14 protein-coding genes are annotated in these 17,889 nt (G+C 65.2%); 10 read left to right on the top strand and 4 right to left on the bottom strand.

All coding sequences use genetic code 11. From position 1 onward, the window contains the following. Positions 1-13 precede the first annotated feature (13 nt). Positions 14-2,845: an FAD-binding and (Fe-S)-binding domain-containing protein gene (locus IWX65_RS05530; RefSeq protein ID WP_196881452.1), complete on the bottom strand. Its 2,832-nt coding sequence runs from the start codon at positions 2,843-2,845 to the stop codon at positions 14-16. A gap of 88 nt (positions 2,846-2,933) precedes the next feature. Next, positions 2,934-3,773 (bottom strand): SDR family oxidoreductase, encoded by an 840-nt coding sequence (locus IWX65_RS05525; RefSeq protein WP_196881451.1) that lies wholly within the window; start codon positions 3,771-3,773, stop codon positions 2,934-2,936. Positions 3,774-4,004: 231 nt separating this feature from the next. Between IWX65_RS05525 and IWX65_RS05520 the strand changes: the two genes are divergently transcribed. The 3 genes from IWX65_RS05520 (at position 4,005) to IWX65_RS05510 (ending at position 5,203) form a co-directional block, all read left to right on the top strand. Beyond that, a complete protein-coding gene (locus IWX65_RS05520; protein WP_442859165.1) occupies positions 4,005-4,355 on the top strand; it encodes an ArsR/SmtB family transcription factor in 351 nt (116 codons plus the stop codon). Further along, positions 4,352-4,834, top strand: coding sequence for an SRPBCC family protein (locus tag IWX65_RS05515; RefSeq protein ID WP_196881450.1), 483 nt, complete (start codon positions 4,352-4,354; stop codon positions 4,832-4,834). The genes IWX65_RS05520 and IWX65_RS05515 overlap by 4 nt, the downstream gene beginning before the upstream one ends. Positions 4,835-4,993: 159 nt before the next feature. After that, positions 4,994-5,203 (top strand): dodecin, encoded by a 210-nt coding sequence (locus IWX65_RS05510; protein ID WP_196881449.1) that lies wholly within the window; start codon positions 4,994-4,996, stop codon positions 5,201-5,203. A 45-nt stretch (positions 5,204-5,248) separates the two neighbouring features. On the opposite strand, the gene IWX65_RS05505 is transcribed toward IWX65_RS05510, so the two are convergent. Then, the gene (locus IWX65_RS05505) at positions 5,249-5,962 is read right to left on the bottom strand and encodes an IclR family transcriptional regulator (RefSeq protein ID WP_196881448.1); all 714 of its coding nucleotides are present in this window, start codon (positions 5,960-5,962) and stop codon (positions 5,249-5,251) included. A gap of 327 nt (positions 5,963-6,289) precedes the next feature. On the opposite strand from IWX65_RS05505, the gene IWX65_RS05500 reads away from it, so the two are divergent. Next, positions 6,290-8,086 (top strand): L-lactate permease, encoded by a 1,797-nt coding sequence (locus IWX65_RS05500; protein WP_196881447.1) that lies wholly within the window; start codon positions 6,290-6,292, stop codon positions 8,084-8,086. 70 nt (positions 8,087-8,156) lie between these two features. Here IWX65_RS05500 and IWX65_RS05495 read toward each other — a convergent pair whose 3' ends face one another. After that, entirely contained in the window at positions 8,157-9,521 is a 1,365-nt protein-coding gene (locus tag IWX65_RS05495) for an FAD-binding oxidoreductase (protein ID WP_196881446.1), read from the bottom strand. Between the two features lie 788 nt (positions 9,522-10,309). On the opposite strand from IWX65_RS05495, the gene uraD reads away from it, so the two are divergent. The 6 genes from uraD to xdhB all read left to right on the top strand — a co-directional run bounded on the left by uraD (position 10,310) and on the right by xdhB (position 17,879). Continuing rightward, positions 10,310-10,804, top strand: coding sequence for a 2-oxo-4-hydroxy-4-carboxy-5-ureidoimidazoline decarboxylase (gene uraD, locus IWX65_RS05490; RefSeq protein ID WP_196881445.1), 495 nt, complete (start codon positions 10,310-10,312; stop codon positions 10,802-10,804). Then, positions 10,801-11,139, top strand: a complete 339-nt coding sequence (gene uraH / locus IWX65_RS05485; RefSeq protein WP_196881444.1) for a hydroxyisourate hydrolase — start codon at positions 10,801-10,803, stop codon at positions 11,137-11,139. The genes uraD and uraH overlap by 4 nt, the downstream gene beginning before the upstream one ends. Positions 11,140-11,141: 2 nt before the next feature. After that, positions 11,142-12,080: a factor-independent urate hydroxylase gene (pucL, locus tag IWX65_RS05480; protein WP_196881443.1), complete on the top strand. Its 939-nt coding sequence runs from the start codon at positions 11,142-11,144 to the stop codon at positions 12,078-12,080. Between the two features lie 120 nt (positions 12,081-12,200). Further along, entirely contained in the window at positions 12,201-13,799 is a 1,599-nt protein-coding gene (locus IWX65_RS05475) for a nucleobase:cation symporter-2 family protein (RefSeq protein ID WP_196881442.1), read from the top strand. Positions 13,800-13,935: 136 nt separating this feature from the next. Beyond that, a complete protein-coding gene (locus tag IWX65_RS05470) occupies positions 13,936-15,477 on the top strand; it encodes a xanthine dehydrogenase small subunit (protein WP_196881441.1) in 1,542 nt (513 codons plus the stop codon). Next, positions 15,474-17,879, top strand: a complete 2,406-nt coding sequence (xdhB, locus tag IWX65_RS05465; protein WP_196881440.1) for a xanthine dehydrogenase molybdopterin binding subunit — start codon at positions 15,474-15,476, stop codon at positions 17,877-17,879. The genes IWX65_RS05470 and xdhB overlap by 4 nt, the downstream gene beginning before the upstream one ends. The last annotated feature ends 10 nt before the right edge of the window (positions 17,880-17,889 follow it).

Genomic DNA, 17,889 nt, shown 5'->3' with positions numbered 1-17,889 from the left:
AGTGGCGGGAACTTCAGCCCCGCGTCTGCTCCTCCAGCAATTCGAGGACGTGGCGGTACTGCTGTCCGGTGGCCCGCGTCATCCCGAGCTCGCAGGTCCGGTTGCAGGACGCATGGGCGGCTGCGTTCATCGCAGAAACGTCCGCGGACTGGCGTTGCGTGGCCGAGGCCGTGAGCTCGGGGTGCAGCATCCCGCGGTCACCCGCGAACGCACAGCAGCCCCAGTTCTCAGGGACGCTTACCCGCTCCGCGACTGCTTCGGCCACTGCCGCGAGGAACGGGTTCAGACCGAGGCGCGTGGACGAGCACGTCGGATGCAGGGCCAGGGACTCGAGTCTGGGATGGCCGCCCAGCACCGGCAGGATCCGCTCGGCGCTGAAGTGCACGACGTCGACCGCCCTCAGCGGCTGCCGGCCCGGTTCCCGAGGTTCGGCGTCGATCGTGGCGAGGAGCCCCTCGGTGCAGGAGGAGGCGTCGCACACGACCGCGAGTTCGCCGTCGTTCGTTGCTTCCCGCAGAGCCGCGAGCGTGCGGGCACGCATCGACTCCAGTCCCGCAACCAGTCCCTTGGAGGACCAGGGCGTGCCGCAGCACAGCCCGTCGATAGCCTTCGGCACCAGGAGGGTGATCCCTGCCCGGCCGCAGAGTTCCTCGAAGCTCGCCTGGACGCCTTTCCCGGAACCGGCGGGCCCGGACGCCGGCCCGAACATCGTCTGCACGCACGCCGGGAAATACACGGCGTCGGCGAGGGGAGTCCCAGCCGGCGACGGAAGCGGTGCCGGGCGGTTCCTGGACGGACCTCCTGACGGAAGCTCCGGCGAGTACAGCGGCACGGTCTCGGCTCCGAGCAGGGCGCGCACCACCCGGTTCGGGCCCCGCACGACGCCGGTCGGCAGCTTCGCCGTCAGCGTCAGGGCGGCTCCCGCCCCCTTCGTTCCCGCATCCCAGTGCGCGGAGGCAGCCCTCCACGCCTGGTTCGCCACCGGGCCTGCTCCTTCCCGGCGGAGGCGCTTCACGAGGGAGCCGGTATTGATGTCGACGGGGCAGGCGGTCTGGCACATGCCGTCCACCGCGCAGGTCTGCACCGATTCGTAGTCGTAGTCCTTTTCCAGCTCGGCGAGGAGGACGGTGTCGCCGTCGAGCCGTGCCTGCTCCATCGCCCGCAGGGTGACGATGCGCTGGCGCGGCGTCAGGGTGAGGTCCTTGCTCGGGCATACCGGCTCGCAGTAACCGCAGGACACACAGCGGTCCACCTCCTCGGCGACGGCGGGCGCCGTCTTGATGTGCCGGAGGTGGGCGAGCGGGTCGTCGTTGAGGATGACTCCGGGATTGAGCATGCCTGTGGGGTCGAAGAGCAGTTTGAGTTCACGCATGACCTCGTAGAGTTCGTCCCCGTACTGGCGGCGGACGAAGGGCGCCATCACCCGCCCGGTGCCGTGCTCCGCCTTCAGTGATCCGCCTTCGCCGAGCACCAGATCCACCAGATCCTCGGTGAACGCGCTGTATCGCCCGAGTTCCGCCTCGGAGAGGAAGCGGTCCGTCAGCAGGAAATGGAGGTTGCCGTCCTTGGCGTGGCCGAAGATGACGCTGTTGCGGTATCCGTAGCTGTCGAAGAGCCGGTTGAGCTCGACGCACGTGCGGGCGAGGGCGGGGACCGGCACGACCACATCCTCGAGCAGCGTCGTCGTTCCCGGCGGTCGGGCTCCCGCCACCGACGCGTAGAGGCCCTTCCGCAGGTGCCAGAGCTGTGCCCGTTCGGCCGCGTCGGTGGTGAAGGCGGCGGGGGAATCCAGGCCGAGGCCGGCCAGCGCGGTGGTACCGGCGGCCCGCCGCTCCAACAGCTCGCCGGCTGTATCGGCCGAATATTCGACGAGGAGCGCTGCGTGGTCACGGATGCGCAGGTCCCGCACGACGCCGGGGGTTCCGGGAAGCGACTGACCCACCTTCAGCGACAGCGCGTCCATGAGCTCCGCGGTAGCCGCCTCGGTCGCCACCAGTGCCGGCAGCGCCGAGTTGGCTGCCTGGAGGGTCGGGAAGACGAGCAACCCGCTTGCAGTATACGGATGCACCGGGACGGTGCGGAAGACGGCCTCGGCAACGAAGCCGAGGGTCCCTTCGCTGCCGACCGCCAGGTGCGCCAGGATGTCCACCGGGTGGAGAAAATCCAGCAGCGCATTGAGTCCGTAACCCATGGTGTTCTTCCGTGCGAACAGTCGCGTGATCGTTCCAACCGACGCCGGATCCGCCCGGACACGCGCGGCCAGGCGGACCAGGCCCTCATGCAGGGCGGGCTCGAGCGCGCGCAGGCGTTCGTCGGCGTCCTCCGCGCCGGTATCCACGATGGTTCCGCTCGGCAGGACCAGCGTGAGCGATTCGAGCGTGCGGTAGGCGTTGTCCACGGTTCCGCAGTGCATGCCCGAGGAGTTGTTGGCTACCACTCCGCCGATGGTGCAGGCCGACTCGCTGGCCGGATCGGGTCCGAATTTTCGTCCGTATCGCGCGAGCCGGGTATTGAGCATCCGCACCGTGACTCCGGGCTGTACCCGGACGCGGGCTCCGCCGTCGAGCACCTCGATGTCCCGGAAGTGCTTGCGCACATCGACCAGGATGCCGTCAGTTCCCGCCTGTCCACTGAGGCTGGTTCCACCGGAGCGCAACGTGAGCGGCACGCCATGGCCTGCACTGACCTGAAGCAGACGGCCCACCTCGGCGGCGTTGCGGGGAGTGGCCACAGCGCGGGGGATCAGCAGGAAGTGCGAGGCATCATGCGCATTGGCATGGCGGTCGATGGCACGGACGCTGATCCGCGCCGGATCGTCGACGGCGGCGCGCAGTGCACTGAGCATGATGCGTCCTCTCCGGTGGGTCCAAGGCCACTCAACCATGCACCCGGCGGAAAAGCAGCCCGCCGGGCGCATTCCTCGGATCGGCGGCCTACAGGATGGGCCGACCGCCGGTGACGGCGATGCGCGATCCCGAGATGTAACTGCCGTCGTCCGAGGCGAGCAGGACGTACGTGGGCGCGAGTTCGGCGGGCTGGCCGGCCCTGCCCAGGGGAACGTCGTCGCCGAACGATTCCACCTTCTCCTCGGGCATGGTGGCCGGTATCAAGGGCGTCCAGATGGGACCCGGAGCCACGCTGTTCACTCGGATCCCCTTCTCGCCGAGCAGCTGCGCGAGGCTCGCCGAGAAATTGGCGATCGCGGCCTTGGTGGCAGCGTAGGGAGCGAGCGTGGGACTGGGCATGTCGGAGTTCACCGAGGAACTGCCGATGATCGAGGATCCCGGTGCCATGTGCGGCACTGCGGCCTTCACCAGGTGGAACATGGCCCCGACATTCACCTTGAACGTGTAATCCCATTCCTCGTCCGAGATCTCATCCAGGGACTCGTGGTTCATCTGGTAGGCGGCATTGCTCACCAGGACGTCGACCTTGCCGAACTCCTGCACTGCGCGGTCGATGATGGCGCGGCAGTGCTCCGCCGTGGAGAGGTCGCCAGGAAGCAGGACTGCCCGCCGTCCTGCTTCCTCGACATACCGGGCGGTCTCCTTGGCGTCCTCGTCCTCGTTCAGGTAGGAGATCAGGACGTCGGCGCCCTCCCGCGCGAAGGCGATCGCCACGGCGCGCCCGATTCCGCTGTCGCCGCCGGTGATGACCGCTGCCTTGCCGTCGAGCTTTCCCATGCCGCGGTAGGTCAGTTCACCGCAGTCCGGAACGGGATCCATCCGGGCCTGGATCCCGGGGACTCCCTGCTGCTGTTTCGGCTGACTCATGCCTACGAACTCCTTCAGTAGAATCCTGTTGCCCTTGAAGCGCTCCTGGCGCCGCTGCGGACCCGATGATTCAACGCTAGTTCCGCGGCACCTCTCCGGAGAAGGGACCGGCAGGCTTTGACATCGGCAGGATCGTCCGGTCGAGCGTTCCGTCCATGACCCTCTTGACCGGAATGTCGCTCGGATCTAGGATTAGATGATCAACCGAAAGGTTTATCAAACAAGGGGTTGATGATGGCGGTATCGGAGTGCACGGAAGAACAACTCAATGCCGCATTCGCTGCGCTCGCCGACCCCGTCCGGAGAGCGCTGATCGCCCGGCTGTCCCGCAGCCCCGCGACGGTGAACGAGCTCGCCGAGCCCTTTCCCATCACCAAGCAGGCCGTGTCGAAACACATCCAGGTCCTGGAGCAGGCGGGCCTGATCACGCGTACCCGGAACGGCCAGCGCCGTCCGTGCCACCTCGACCCTGTGGCGCTCGAGGCAGTGACCGGCTGGATCGACAAGCAGCGACTGATCGCCGAGCAGCAATTCCGACGCCTCGACGCCGTTCTCGAAATTCTCAAGGAGAAGGAATCATGAGCAATCCCACCACCATTACGTCCCAACCAGGACTGCCCTTCATCGATATGGTCCGCGAGTACGATGCTCCGCGGAAGTTGGTCTTCCGCGCCTACACCGACCCGGAACTCGTGGTGCAGTGGCTCGGGCCACGGCGCCTGGTCATGGAGCTGGGGGACTACGACGCGCGCGACGGCGGTTCGTGGTCCTATATCCACCGCGACGACGACGGCACGCCCTACGCCTTCCGTGGTGTCTTCCACTCGGTGCAGGAGCCGGAATGCATCATCCAGACCTTCGAGTTCGCCGGGGCGCCCGGGCAGGTCAGCATCGAGACCATGAACTTCGAGGACCTGGGCAACGGTCGCACGCGCTGTTCAGCCCATGCCGTCTACCCCTCGGTCGAGGCACGCGACGGCATGGCGGCGAGCGGAATGGAGTCCGGAGTGAACGAGGGGAATGAGCGGCTTGACGAATTGCTCGAAAGACTGATCGGTTAGGACCGCGGCAGCATTTCATCAGCCGGGAGAAGGGGGCAGAAGAAGGCGGAGAAAGCTGGTGTTATGTCGGCGGGCGAATGCTGGCACGCCGGGGGAAAGCGGGACTAGTCTTTCCTGACGACCCGCAACCGGGAAGCACGGCGATCACGAGGAGCGAAGTTGTCCAATCACACCTACAGCATTTCCGAAATCGTCGGCACGTCGGATGAAGGTGTGGACGCGGCGGTTCGCAACGGGATCGCCGAAGCATCCAGAACCCTGCGTAACCTCGACTGGTTCGAGGTCAAGGAGATACGGGGCCACCTGGAAAATGGCCAGGTGGCGGACTGGCAGGTCACCATGAAAATCGGTTTCCGGCTGGAGCGCTGATCCGACGACGATCATCCCGCTGGAGCGCGCGCGGCTTTCGGTCCGCTACCCGAGCTGCGCCGAAATAGCCGCCGCTCCCTCGCGGAGTCTCGTGGCGATGGCGTCTTCGGGAAAAGCGCTGGAAATATACACCACCGCAAGTGCACCGGGACGTTGGCCCGGAATCCTCAGTGGCACCGAGACGCCCGCGAGTCCCTCGATGACTTCATTACGGCTTGTGGCATACCCGCGGGCTCGGGCCACGAGCACCTCGGACCGCAGCGGGACGCCGGGCAGCAGTAGTTCGCGGTCGGCGTCGTCCAGTGCCGACTGGATGGCGATGCCGGGTGCACCGACGTCGAGCTGGTGCCGCGAGCCCGGCTTTCGTGCAACGTTGGCCATGCCGTCGCGTGGTTCGGCACTCTGCAGGGTGATGCACGTGGCCTTCTCGAGGACGACGAGAAAGGCCGTCATGCCGAGTTCATTGGCAATGCCGTTCAGCTCGGGAAGGGCTGCCGTCTGCAGTTCCTTCGCGACATTCTGGGCGAGTGCAGCCAGCCCTGCCCCGAGCCTCAGGAACCCGGATGCATCGCGCTCCACGAGGTCATGGTCCTCGAGGGTCCTGAGGATGCGGTAGGCGATGGAGCGGTGGACCCCCAACTGGGCGGCGGCCGATGCAATGGTCGTCGGGGCGGTCTGCCGTGCCAGGAGTTCGAGCATCTGGATGCCGCGCGACAACGTCTGCGAAGAGGCCGCGGGCCGGGGTTCCTGTGCTGGCATGGCTACCTCTCCTGCGGGTTCCCGGGTCAGGCGTCGTCGGGAGTAGCAGCCATCGAGAAGACGGCGGAGAACAACGCAACCCAGGAAAAGTTCGATAGTAGCACGGCCGATTCTATTATTGAGCACCAGACGGGATGCGAGAATGCATGGCGGCTGTCACCCGCCCCACTGGGGGAGCGGCTGGGCCGACCGTTCACCGCAAAAACGAGCAGACCTCGCAATCCCCGCTGAGAACCATTGACCGCGCCGTCCGCGCCACCCTAGGCTCCGTCCACTAGGTAAAAAGTACATTCCACAATGCGAAATATGGTCAGAGAGGACCAGATCGTGGACAATCTAGCAGTACTTAGTCTTTTGGCGTTGGCTCCCATCCTCATTGTCGGTGTACTACTCGCCGGGTTTCGATGGCCCGCCAAATACGCGATGCCCGTCGGCTACGTTCTCGCAGTGGTCGTTGCGTTGTTCGTCTGGCAGATGGACTTCACGGGGATCATCGCGGCCTCGCTCGAAGGCCTGATCACCGCCGCGACACTGCTCTACATCGTGTTCGGGGCCCTGTTGCTCCTTTCGACCCTCACTATCGGCGGCGCGATGTCGACCATCCGCGCCGGTTTCGACAACATCTCCGCGGACCGGCGCGTACAGGCGATCATCATCGGCTGGCTTTTCGGTTCCTTCATCGAGGGAGCCTCAGGGTTCGGGACTCCTGCCGCCGTCGTCGCGCCGCTGTTGCTGGCCATGGGTTTTCCAGCAATGGCGGCCGTGATGGTGGGCCTGATCATCCAGAGCACGCCGGTGAGTTTCGGCGCGGTGGGCACTCCGATCATCGTCGGCGTCGGCAACGGACTGGGAGGAGATCCCGCAGTCGCGGAACGGATCTCCGTCCTCGGACTGACCATGCCCGAGTTCGTCGCCTCCATCGGTTTCCAGGTGGCGGCGATCCATGCGATCGTCGGCCTGCTCATTCCGTTGATCCTGGTCTGCATGCTGACCGGGTTCTTCGGGCCGGAGCGCCGATTTCGCGACGGTCTCGCGATCTGGCCCTTCGCGCTGTACTCGTCGGTCGCGATGACCATCCCGTACGTCCTCGTGGCACGTTTCCTCGGCCCCGAGTTCCCGTCGCTCTTCGGAGGGCTGATCGGCCTCATGGTGGTGATGTTCACCTCGAGCCGCGGCTTCCTCATGCCGAAGGACACTTTCGATTTCGGCCCCCGGTCCTCGTGGTCCGACCGCTGGATGGGCACCATCGAGCCAAGCAGGGCGACGGACGTCTCCACCCACATGAGCCTTGTCCGTGCGTGGGCACCCTACGTCCTGATGGCGACACTGCTCGTTGCGACGCGCGTGATCCCGTCGCTGAAGACCTACCTCACCGGCATTGCCATTCCTTTCGAGAACATCCTCGGATCAGGGATCACCACAACGGTGCAGCCCTTCTACTCGCCGGCCTTCCTGATGATCATTGCCGCTCTCTTCGCATACCTGCTGCACCGGATGAACGGTGGGCAGATCGCCGAGACGGTCAAGATCTCGGCGAGGCAACTGGCAGGCACCGCCGTCGCCCTGCTCTTCGCCGTACCCCTGGTGCGGGTACTGATCCAGTCCGGCCCCGAACTCAACGCCTCGGGACTTTCCAGCATGCCGGTGACCCTCGCTGAGGGTGCCGCGGCGCTGACCGGCGGATCCTGGCCCGTGATCGCTCCCTGGATCGGCGCGCTGGGAGCATTCGTTGCGGGTTCCAATACCGTCTCGAACCTCACCTTCGCCCAGTTCCAGTTCTCCACCGGCAATGCGATCGGTGTGCCCCCCGAGCAGGTCGTGGCCGCACAGGCCGTCGGTGGTGCAGGCGGAAACCCCGTGGCGATCCACAACATCGTCGCCGCGGCTGCCACGGTCGGTCTGCTGGGCCGGGAGGGGGACCTCCTGCGGAAGACCGTCCTCGTCACCATCTACTACTCATTCACTGCCGGAGCGGTGGCCTTCGTCTTCATCCACGGCATCGGCCTGAACCTCGGCACCATGATGCTGGTGGTCCTGGTTGCGGTGCTGGCCTTGCTTGCACGCTGGATGGTGCGCCAGAAACCGGCTGTCCCGGAGCGGGAAGTGGAGAAGGACTCCGTTTAGCACCCACATCCAAAAGGACGGTAGCCCGCATCGCGCGGGCTACCGTCCTTTTCGTGGAAGCGGGGTATCGTCAGATGGCTTTGCCCGGGTTCAGGATTCCAGCGGGATCGAGCGCGTCCTTGAGAATTCGATGCACGTCCATCGAGACCTCGCCCAACTCGGGGAGAAGCCAGTCACGCTTCAGAAGCCCGACGCCGTGTTCCCCGGTGAGCGTTCCACCAAGACTTTTCGCGAGGTGGAACATCTCACCCAGGGCCACCTTCGCAGGTCCCTCCGTCACCGAATCCGCCTCATCCAGAACAATCATCGGGTGCAGGTTGCCGTCCGATGCATGGGCCACGGTAAAGATTTTCACGCCGGTCCTTGCTGAAATGTCGTCCAGGCCCACGGCCACTTCCGCCAACCGTCCGCGCGGCACCCCGATATCGCCGATGGATACCCGGCCCAACTTCTCAAGGGAAGGTATCGCCTCGCGGCGGGCCAGGACCAGACGGTCCGCCTCGTCAGCGTCTGCGGCTTTTTCATGGGAGGAGGCAAAGGGCCGAATGGCTTCAATGAGGACGTCCTGCTCGAGGTAGGCTCCGTAGCCGTCGGTCTGGGCGAGGAGGAACGCCCCACCACGGCTTCGATAGTCGGTACCGAGTGCCATGTCCACGGCCTCCAGGGTTTGCCCGTCGATCAGTTCCAGCAGCGACGGCTGGATGCGCGCGGCAATGACCGCCGACGCTGCGGCCGCGGCAGAAGCGAAGTCCGGAAAGAATGCCGCAACTGTTGCCGTGGCGACCGGGAGTGGACGGAGCCGGAGTGTTGCTTCAACCACCACTCCAAGCGTTCCCTCGGATCCGGTGATCAGCGCGTTGAGGTCGTAGCCGGTGACCCCTTTAAGGGTTTCACGGCCCGTCCTCAGCTCCCTGCCGTCCGCGAGGACCACCTGGAGGGCCAGCACCGCCTCCCGCGTGACGCCATACTTCGCGCACCGCATTCCCCCGGCGTTGGTCGCGATGTTGCCGCCGATCGAGCAGATGGCGGTGCTGGCCGGGTCGGGAGCGTAGAAAAGACCGTATTCCGCTGCGGCGGCGTTGAGTTCGGCGTTGAGAACTCCCGGCTGGACCACGGCGAGTTGTTCCACCGGGTCGATCCGGAGGATGCTGTTCATCCGGGAGAGATCGAGGACTACTTCACCTGATCTTGCCGATGATCCTGCAGCAAGACCGGTTCCTGCTCCGCGGGTCACGATCGGTGTGCGGTGGGCGGCGGCGAGGCGCATGGTCGTGACGACGTCTTCTGCTGATTCGGCGAACACGACGCCGTCGGGTACTGAGGCGGAGACGTAGCCCGACCGGTCGGTACTCGCGTTCAACCGGTCGGCCTCCAGGATGGATGCGTTCGGTGCGCCCTCGAGAACCGGGGCGGTTGAGCGGGTTTGGACGGTCATCTCACAAAACTCCTTCGTTATGCGGAAATTGTCGGCTGTAAACCTCGGCGCTCGTTATTCTCTCGCGATGCGAAAGAATACTTTTGCTGATTGGATTACTATCACTTCTGCGGGAAGGAGTGGTCAATGGGCGGGCGGCTCCATGCGGTGAAGTGCACAACTGTCAGGACCAACGGAGTGCATTGAGTACGATTCCGGCAGCCGGCTCGCCTACGGCGGAAGCGTGACTTGCCCGCCCCACCCACGGAAAGCGGGCACTGCTGCTACCCCGTTACCTTTTTCGTAGCCCTTTCCTGGTGCAGGATATGGGTGTGCTGGCCTGCTAGCCCCGGCCCGCCTTCGGGAGGGCGTCAGTTCTGGCGCCCGCGGTGAATTCTTCCGGCGAGTAACCGCTGCAGCACTTCCGCTGGGGACCGCCGGTCCCCGGGAGGAGGAAGAAAGAAATCGGGGTCCGAGCCGCCCGCCACATAGAGCGAAGCCGCCTCAGGGGCTGTTGGTGCCAAGGGCTGGTTTTTCGGGCTCTCCATGGTTCTGGGCCACCTTTATTCCGTATGGTGTAATTCTTCTTACGATAGGTGGAATTATAGGGTTGGCCACTCAAGCGGTCAATGCCCGTCGGGACCGGATCGGGCGTTGGAACTCAGTAGTTGACATACCCGGCGTGACAGGGGTTACACTTTCTCGTGAAATAGGTATTCCGCACTGCAGAAACATCGAATCAAGTCGATCCGTCGATGGTCAAGGGTGTTCAGCGCTGCAGTGGAAGACGATGAAAGCTGACACCCGCCATGCATCTGAACGACTTCAATTCCGCCTCTCCCTCAGCAGCCACGGCTGCCCTCACCCCGTGTGTCGATGTACCCCGATGGGTCGAGGAGATCGTGGCGGCACGATCATTCGCCTCAACCGCGGACCTTGTGTCCTTCGCCGCCACGGCGGCGCCCGGCTGGACCGAGGCGGAGCTGGACAGGGCGCTGCAACATCATCCCCGCATCGGCGAACGGCCGGCTGGCTCATCGCCGGAAGCGGACATGTCCCGACGGGAGCAATCCGGCGTCGACACCTCAGCCGATACGGCGGAGCAGCTGCTTGCCGGCAACCGGGAGTATGAAGACAGATTCGGCAGGGTCTTCCTCATCCGCGCTGCAGGGCGCAGTGCCGAGGAGATACTCACCAGCCTTCGGCTCCGCCTGAAGAACACTCCCGACCAGGAACTGCACGTGGTTGCAGAACAGCTCAGGGAAATCGCGCTCATCCGTTTGGAAGGACTCCTTCGACCATGACAAGCCATGTCACCACCCACGTCCTCGACACCGGCACAGGGCGCCCCGCCCGGGGCGTCACCGCACTGTTGTCCCTGAGATCCGGAAAGGGCTGGGAAGCCATCGCCGACGGGACCACTGATGTCGACGGCCGTATCCGGGACCTCGGGCCGGACCGGTTGGAACCCGGGATTTACCGGATCAGTTTCGGAACCGGTGAGTACTTCAGCAGCACCGGAACCGAAACCTTCTTCCCTGAGGTAACGCTGACCTTCACCGTTTCAAGCCCTACCGAGCATTACCACGTACCACTACTCCTGAGCCCGTTCGCTTATTCAACCTATCGAGGAAGCTGATCATGACTGCAACGACGCAAGAGAACTCGAGCCACGCGCCCGAACCTGTTTCCGCTGCCGCGGGGCGCATCGTCCTTGGCCGGAACCAGTATGGAAAGGCCGAAGTCCGCCTCGTCAAGGTCACGAGGGACACCGACCGCCACGCCATCGAGGACCTCAACATCACTTCACAGCTGCACGGCGATTTCGAGTCCGCCCACACCGAGGGCGACAACTCGAAGGTCGTTGCAACTGACACCCAGAAGAACACCGTGTACGCACTTGCAAAGGAAGGGGTCGGATCGCCCGAGGCCTTCCTCCTGCGGCTCGGCGCCCACTTCACGGAAAGCTTCGACTGGGTCACCGGCGGACGTTGGGCAGCGGAACAGTACGGTTGGGACCGGATCAACGACCACGACCACGCCTTCTCCCGCAACAAGTCCGAAACCAGGACCGCCGTGTTGCTCGTCGACGGAGTACAGCAGCACCTCGTGGCAGGCATCCAGGACCTCACGGTCCTGAAATCCACCGGATCAGAATTTCATGGCTTCCCCCGGGACCGGTACACCACGCTCGCCGAAACAACGGATCGAATCCTCGCCACCGACGTCACCGCCAAGTGGAGGTACAACACCGTCGACGTCGATTTCAATGCGGCCTACGCAAGCGTCCGGGGGATCCTCCTGGACGCGTTTGCGCAGACGCACTCACTTGCCCTGCAGCAGACCATGTTCCAGATGGGCAAAAAGGTCCTGGAGGCGCACCCCGAGATCGAGGAAGTGAGGATGTCCCTGCCGAACAAGCACCACTTCCTGGTGGACCTCTCACCCTTTGGACTGGACAATCCCAACGAAGTCTTCTTCGCCGCGGACCGTCCCTACGGCCTCATCGAAGCAACGGTCGAGCGCGAAGGCGCAACGAAGGAATCAGCGGTCTGGGCCAATACCCCCGGATTCTGCTGAGCCGTTCCTGGCTCCCCACCGGACAGGCCCGCCCAGCACTCGACGACGGCCCGGCATGCAGGATCAGACACCGCAGGATCAGACACCGCAGGATCAGATACCCAGACAGGGAAGTCAGCTATGAAAGCACTGAAGGCCAGAAACAAGAAGGCCGTTCCACAGCGACCCGAAGATGAACGGTTGCCGCTCGGCCGGTCCTTCACCTACGGACTGCAGCATGTCCTCACCATGTACGGCGGAATCATCGCGGTTCCGTTGATCGTCGGTTCCGCGGCCGGGCTGGGTCAGGACGAGATCGCCCTGCTCATCGCCTCCTGCCTCTTCATCGGCGGGGCAGCGACGATCCTCCAAAGCTACGGCGTCCCCTTCTTCGGCTCCCAGCTGCCGCTGGTCCAGGGAGTGTCCTTCGCCGGAGTGGCAACCATGATCGCGATCCTCGAGGGAGGCGGCGGAATTCAGTCGGTGTTCGGCGCTGTACTGGTGGCGTCAGTGATCGGCCTCATCATCGCCCCGTTCTTCGCGCGGATCATCCACTTCTTCCCGCCTGTCGTCACCGGCATCGTCATCACCACCATTGGACTGACGCTGCTGCCGGTTGCGGCGAACTGGGCCATGGGAGGCAACCCCAGCGCGGACAACTATGGGTCGCTCTCGAACATCGGCCTTGCCGCAGCCACCCTGGCATTGGTCCTCCTGCTGAGCAAGCTCGGCAACTCGGCCATCTCACGTCTCTCGATCCTGCTGGCGATCGTCGGTGGGGCGGTCATCGCCGCGGTCCTCGGCATTGCGGATTTCTCGGGGGTTCTGGAGGGGGACATCATCGCCTTTCCCCAGCCGCTTGCCTTCGGATGGCCGACCTTCCAAGCTGCGGCCATCATTTCGATGGTCATCGTGGTCCTCGTGACCATGACTGAAACCACTGCTGACATCCTGGCTGTGGGAGAGATCGCCAAGACGAAAGTCGATTCCCGCCGCATTGCCGACGGACTCCGGGCCGACATGCTCTCCAGCGCCATTGCACCCCTTTTCAACTCGTTCACGCAGACCGCATTCGCCCAGAACGTGGGCCTGGTGGCGATCACCGGAGTCCGGAGCCGCTTCGTGGTCACCGCCGGAGGCGTCATCATGCTGGTCCTTGGCCTGTTGCCCCTGCTGGCCCGCATCGTCGCTGCAGTGCCGACCCCGGTGCTCGGCGGTGCCGGCGTCGTGCTCTTCGGCACTGTTGCAGCGAGCGGAATACGGACACTCGCCAAGGTCGATTACAAGGACAACATGAATCTCATCATCGTGGCTGTCTCACTCGGATTCGGCATGATCCCCGTGGTTTCGCCGACCTTCTACGACGAGTTCCCCACCTGGTTCGGTATCATCTTCCACTCGGGTATCAGCTCGGCCGCCATCATGGCCGTCCTCCTGAACCTGCTGTTCAACCACCTGAAGGCGGGGAATTCGAGCCAGCAATCGGTGTTCGCGGCGAGCCCGCCGCGGATGGTGCGCGCGGAGGAGCTCAAGGCTTTCCGCGACGGCGACCACTACGACGGCGGCAAGCTGATAGATGCCGACGGCACCGAGGTCCCCGTGGTCAACGCCGCGCAGTATGTCCTCGTCGAGGAGAAGATCCAGAGGGGCGAGATCAGCCATACTGACGAGATACGCAGGATCTGCGCCTCGAGCGAGTCGTCGGACGGCCCGGCCGGCCAAATAGGACGGAACACGTAGGCATAGCCGCAGCGGTGGGCGGGGCCGGTCGGTCCCGCCCGACGGCGGTTCGAAAGTCTGACGGTTCAAGGCTTGACGGTTCACCGGTGAACAGTTCAAGAGTTAGATGCAGATGGAACGTTGAGGAGCGTGCAGCATGGAACGGATTCAGGTAACGGTCAATGGACAGGTGCGGAGCTGCGACGGGGTCGGCGTGCACACCAACCTGCTCGACTGGCTGCGGGATGAGGGACTGACCGGATCCAAGGAAGGCTGCGCCGAGGGAGAATGCGGTGCGTGCGCCGTGATGGTTTCCCGGCCCGACGGGTCCGACGGCAGCCGGTGGACTTCGGTCAATGCGTGCCTGCCTCCTGCTCTCGCCTTCGACGGCCAGGAAATCGTGACAGCCGAGGGGCTCGGCACTGCGCCAGGAGCCTGCGCGGTGAGGAAGCTGCACCCGGTCCAGCAGGAGATGGCGGAGCGTGGAGGCTCCCAGTGCGGCTACTGCACCCCCGGCTTCGTCTGCTCGATGGCGGCGGAATACTACCGGCCTGAGCGCAGCACAAAGGCGCCGAACAACTCGAACAACTCGAACAACGAGGTCTCGGACGGCCAGGCGCAGACGGGAACCGCCGCCGTCGGTGAGGAACACGCGACCGACCACGAAACCGGTCCCAACGGCTTCGACCTGCACGCCCTGAGCGGGAACCTCTGCCGGTGCACCGGGTACCGCCCCATCCGCGACGCCGCCTATGCCCTCTGCGCTCCTGAGGGAACCGATCCGCTTCTGCGCCGCCAGGACAGCCCGGCGCCGCCCGCCCGCTCCACGCACAGCACGGTCGGCGGCGCGCGGTTCGTCCGCCCGCAGACCATGGACGACCTGTTCGGGCTGCTCGGGGAGAACCCCGAGGCCAAGCTGGTGTCGGGCGGCACCGATCTGGGGGTGGAGATCAACCTTCGGCACTCCCGGCCCTCCCTCGTACTGGCGATCGACCGGCTAGAACCCCTGAGGGTACTCACGGTGGGCGCCGACCGGATCGAAATCGGCGCGGCCCTGACCCTCTCGGAAGTAGAACGCGGCCTGGACGGGCGGGTGCCGCTGCTGGACCAGCTCTTCCCCCAGTTCGCGTCCCGGCTCATCCGCAACGCCGCGAGCTTCGGCGGCAATCTGGCCACCGGCTCACCGATCGGCGATTCCGCTCCGGCGCTGCTGGCGCTGAACGCCTCCGCGGTCCTGGCCTCCGGAACCGGTGAACGGGAAGTCCCCTTGAGCGAGTACTACACCGGATACCGCCAGAGCGTCCGGAAGCCCGGTGAACTCCTCCGGGCGGTGCGGATTCCGCTGCCCCTTGCCGAGCAGACCGCCTTCTACAAGATCGCGAAGCGGCGCTTCGACGACATCTCCAGTGTCGCAGTCGGCTTCGCACTCCAGGTCGACGGCGACACCGTTTCCTCGGTGCGCATCGGCGTGGGAGGCGTAGCTGCCACCCCCATCCGTGCCCTCCGGACCGAGCAGGCACTGCTGGGCCACCCGTGGACCTATGACGTCGCGGCAGCCGCCGCAGCCGTTATGGCCACGGAGGGCACACCGATCGATGATCTGCGGGCAAGTGCCCGCTACCGCTCGGCCATGCTCGAACAGTCCCTGCTTCGGTTCCATGCGCAGACGCAACCCGCCACCCTGGAGGTATCCCGGTGAAATCCCTCGCTGATCGACCAGTCAATCCCGTGGTGGGCGTGCCGGTCTCCCATGAAAGTGCAGACCTCCACGTCACCGGCGAGGCGCTGTACACCGATGACCTCATCGTCCGCAGCCAGAACGTGTTGCATGCCTGGCCGGTCCAGGCCCCGCACGCGCACGCCCTGGTCGAGTCGCTGAGCACCGAAGCGGCGCTCGGGGTCCCGGGAGTGGTCCGGATCCTGACGGCGGCGGACGTGCCCGGAACCAACGACGCCGGCATCAAGCACGACGAACCGCTTTTCCCCAGCGAAGTCATGTTCTACGGGCATGCAGTGTGCTGGGTCCTGGGGGAGACCCTCGAGGCCGCACGCCTCGGCGCTGAGGCCGTGCAGGTCGGCTACCGGCCGCTACCGTCCCTGCTGACCCTGACGGAAGCCATGGAGGCGGAGAGCTTCCAGGGCAACCAGCCGACCCTGACCCGCGGTGACGCCGATAGCGCCCTGGCCGCTGCGGCGTATCGATTCAGCGGCGACATCGAGTTCGGTGGCCAGGAGCACTTCTATCTCGAAACCCATGCCTCCTTCGTCTACGTGGATGAAGGCGGGCAGGTGCTGGTCCACTGCAGCACGCAGCACCCTTCCGAGACCCAGGAAATCGTGGCCCACGTCCTCGGTCTGCAGAGCCACGAGGTGACGGTGCAGTGCCTGCGGATGGGAGGCGGCTTCGGCGGAAAGGAGATGCAGCCGCACGGCTACGCGGCCATCGCCGCGCTGGGAGCCACGTTGACCGGCCGACCGGTGCGGTTGCGGCTCAACCGCACCCAGGACATCACCCTCTCGGGCAAGCGGCACCCGTTCCACGCCCGCTGGGAGGCCGGCTTCGATGAGGAGGGACGCATCCAGGCGCTCAAGGCGACGCTGACCAGTGATGGCGGGTGGAGCCTCGACCTGTCGGAGCCGGTCCTGGCCCGGGCCCTGTGCCATATCGACAACTCCTACTGGATCCCCAACGTGGAGGTCCACGGCCGGATCGCCAAGACCAACAAGACCTCCCAGACAGCGTTCCGTGGTTTCGGCGGGCCGCAGGGCATGTTCGTGATCGAGGACATCCTGGGGCGATGCGCCCCGCTGCTTGGCCTCGACGCCGGCGAACTCCGCAAGCGGAACCTCTACGTTCCCGGGCAGAGCACTCCCTATGGCCAGCCGGTCCGGCACGCCGAGCGGCTTTCCGCGATTTGGCAACAACTGCACGACCGCGCCGACGTCGACCGGCGCCGGGAGGAGATCGAGACCTTCAACGCCACGCACCCGCACCTCCGGCGGGCCCTGGCCGTCACTCCGGTGAAGTTCGGGATCTCCTTCAACCTCACCGCGTTCAACCAGGCAGGCGCGCTCGTGCACGTCTACAAGGACGGGTCCATCCTGATCAACCACGGCGGTACCGAGATGGGCCAGGGGCTGCACACGAAGATGCGCCAGGTGGCCGCCACCGCCCTCGGCGTGCCTCTGGAGATCGTCCGCCTGGCGCCCACCCGTACGGACAAAGTGCCCAACACCTCGGCCACCGCGGCCAGCTCGGGCGCCGACCTCAACGGCGGAGCGGTCAAGAACGCCTGCGACCAGATCCGGAACCGCCTGGCCGAGGTGGCGGCACGCAAGCTGAACATTCACCCCGACGACGTCCGGTTCGCCAACGGCATCGTCACCGGGATCGGTTTCTCCGACCCGGGGATCGCCTTCGCTGATCTGGCCCGTGACGCGTATTTCCAGCGGGTCTCCCTCTGGGCCGCGGGCTACTACCGCACCGAGGGGCTGCACTGGGACAGTGCCCGCATGCAGGGCGAGCCGTTCAAGTATTTCAGCTATGGAGCGGCCGTCTCCGAGGTCGAGGTCGACGGGTTCACCGGCGCGTATCGCCAGTTGCGGACGGATATCGTGCACGATGTCGGCGACAGTCTTTCACCTCTGATCGACGTCGGCCAGATCGAGGGCGGTTTCGTCCAGGGGGCCGGCTGGCTGACCCTCGAGGAGCTGCGCTGGGACGTTTCCGACGGACCACACCGCGGACGTCTGGCCTCGCAGTCGGCAAGCACCTACAAACTGCCCAGCTTCTCCGAGATGCCGGAGGAGTTCAACGTCCACCTCTTCGAGAAAGCAACCGAGGACGGCGTGGTCTACGGATCGAAGGCGGTCGGCGAGCCGCCGATCATGCTGGCCTTCAGTGTCCGCGAAGCGCTCCGCCAGGCCGCTGCGGCCTTCGGTCCCGCAGGCCGGGAGGTCGAGCTCGCCAGCCCGGCCACTCCCGAGGCTGTCTACTGGGCGATCACGCGGGCCCGGGACGCCCAGGCTGCACAGGATGCAGAGACCGCTGCCGCACAGTTGGTGCCGGGGCCTCTCCAGGTTCCCTCAGCGGCACACTGAGATGGACTGA

This window comes from Arthrobacter sp. CAN_A214 (assembly GCF_015751955.1).
Lineage (GTDB): Bacteria > Actinomycetota > Actinomycetes > Actinomycetales > Micrococcaceae > Arthrobacter_D.
This window is presented reverse-complemented; position numbering and strand designations above follow the sequence as displayed.

Bases quoted from the DNA above. Each gene is read 5' to 3' on its own strand.
- IWX65_RS05505 (WP_196881448.1), bottom strand. From the start codon at position 5,962: ATGCCAGCACAGGAACCCCGGCCCGCGGCCTCTTCGCAGACGTTGTCG.
- IWX65_RS05520 (WP_442859165.1), top strand. From the start codon at position 4,005: ATGATGGCGGTATCGGAGTGCACGGAAGAACAACTCAATGCCGCATTC.
- IWX65_RS05495 (WP_196881446.1), bottom strand. From the start codon at position 9,521: ATGACCGTCCAAACCCGCTCAACCGCCCCGGTTCTCGAGGGCGCACCG.
- IWX65_RS05515 (WP_196881450.1), top strand. From the start codon at position 4,352: ATGAGCAATCCCACCACCATTACGTCCCAACCAGGACTGCCCTTCATC.
- IWX65_RS05470 (WP_196881441.1), top strand. From the start codon at position 13,936: ATGGAACGGATTCAGGTAACGGTCAATGGACAGGTGCGGAGCTGCGAC.
- uraH (WP_196881444.1), top strand. From the start codon at position 10,801: ATGACAAGCCATGTCACCACCCACGTCCTCGACACCGGCACAGGGCGC.
- IWX65_RS05475 (WP_196881442.1), top strand. From the start codon at position 12,201: ATGAAAGCACTGAAGGCCAGAAACAAGAAGGCCGTTCCACAGCGACCC.
- IWX65_RS05525 (WP_196881451.1), bottom strand. From the start codon at position 3,773: ATGAGTCAGCCGAAACAGCAGCAGGGAGTCCCCGGGATCCAGGCCCGG.
- IWX65_RS05530 (WP_196881452.1), bottom strand. From the start codon at position 2,845: ATGCTCAGTGCACTGCGCGCCGCCGTCGACGATCCGGCGCGGATCAGC.
- uraD (WP_196881445.1), top strand. From the start codon at position 10,310: ATGCATCTGAACGACTTCAATTCCGCCTCTCCCTCAGCAGCCACGGCT.
- pucL (WP_196881443.1), top strand. From the start codon at position 11,142: ATGACTGCAACGACGCAAGAGAACTCGAGCCACGCGCCCGAACCTGTT.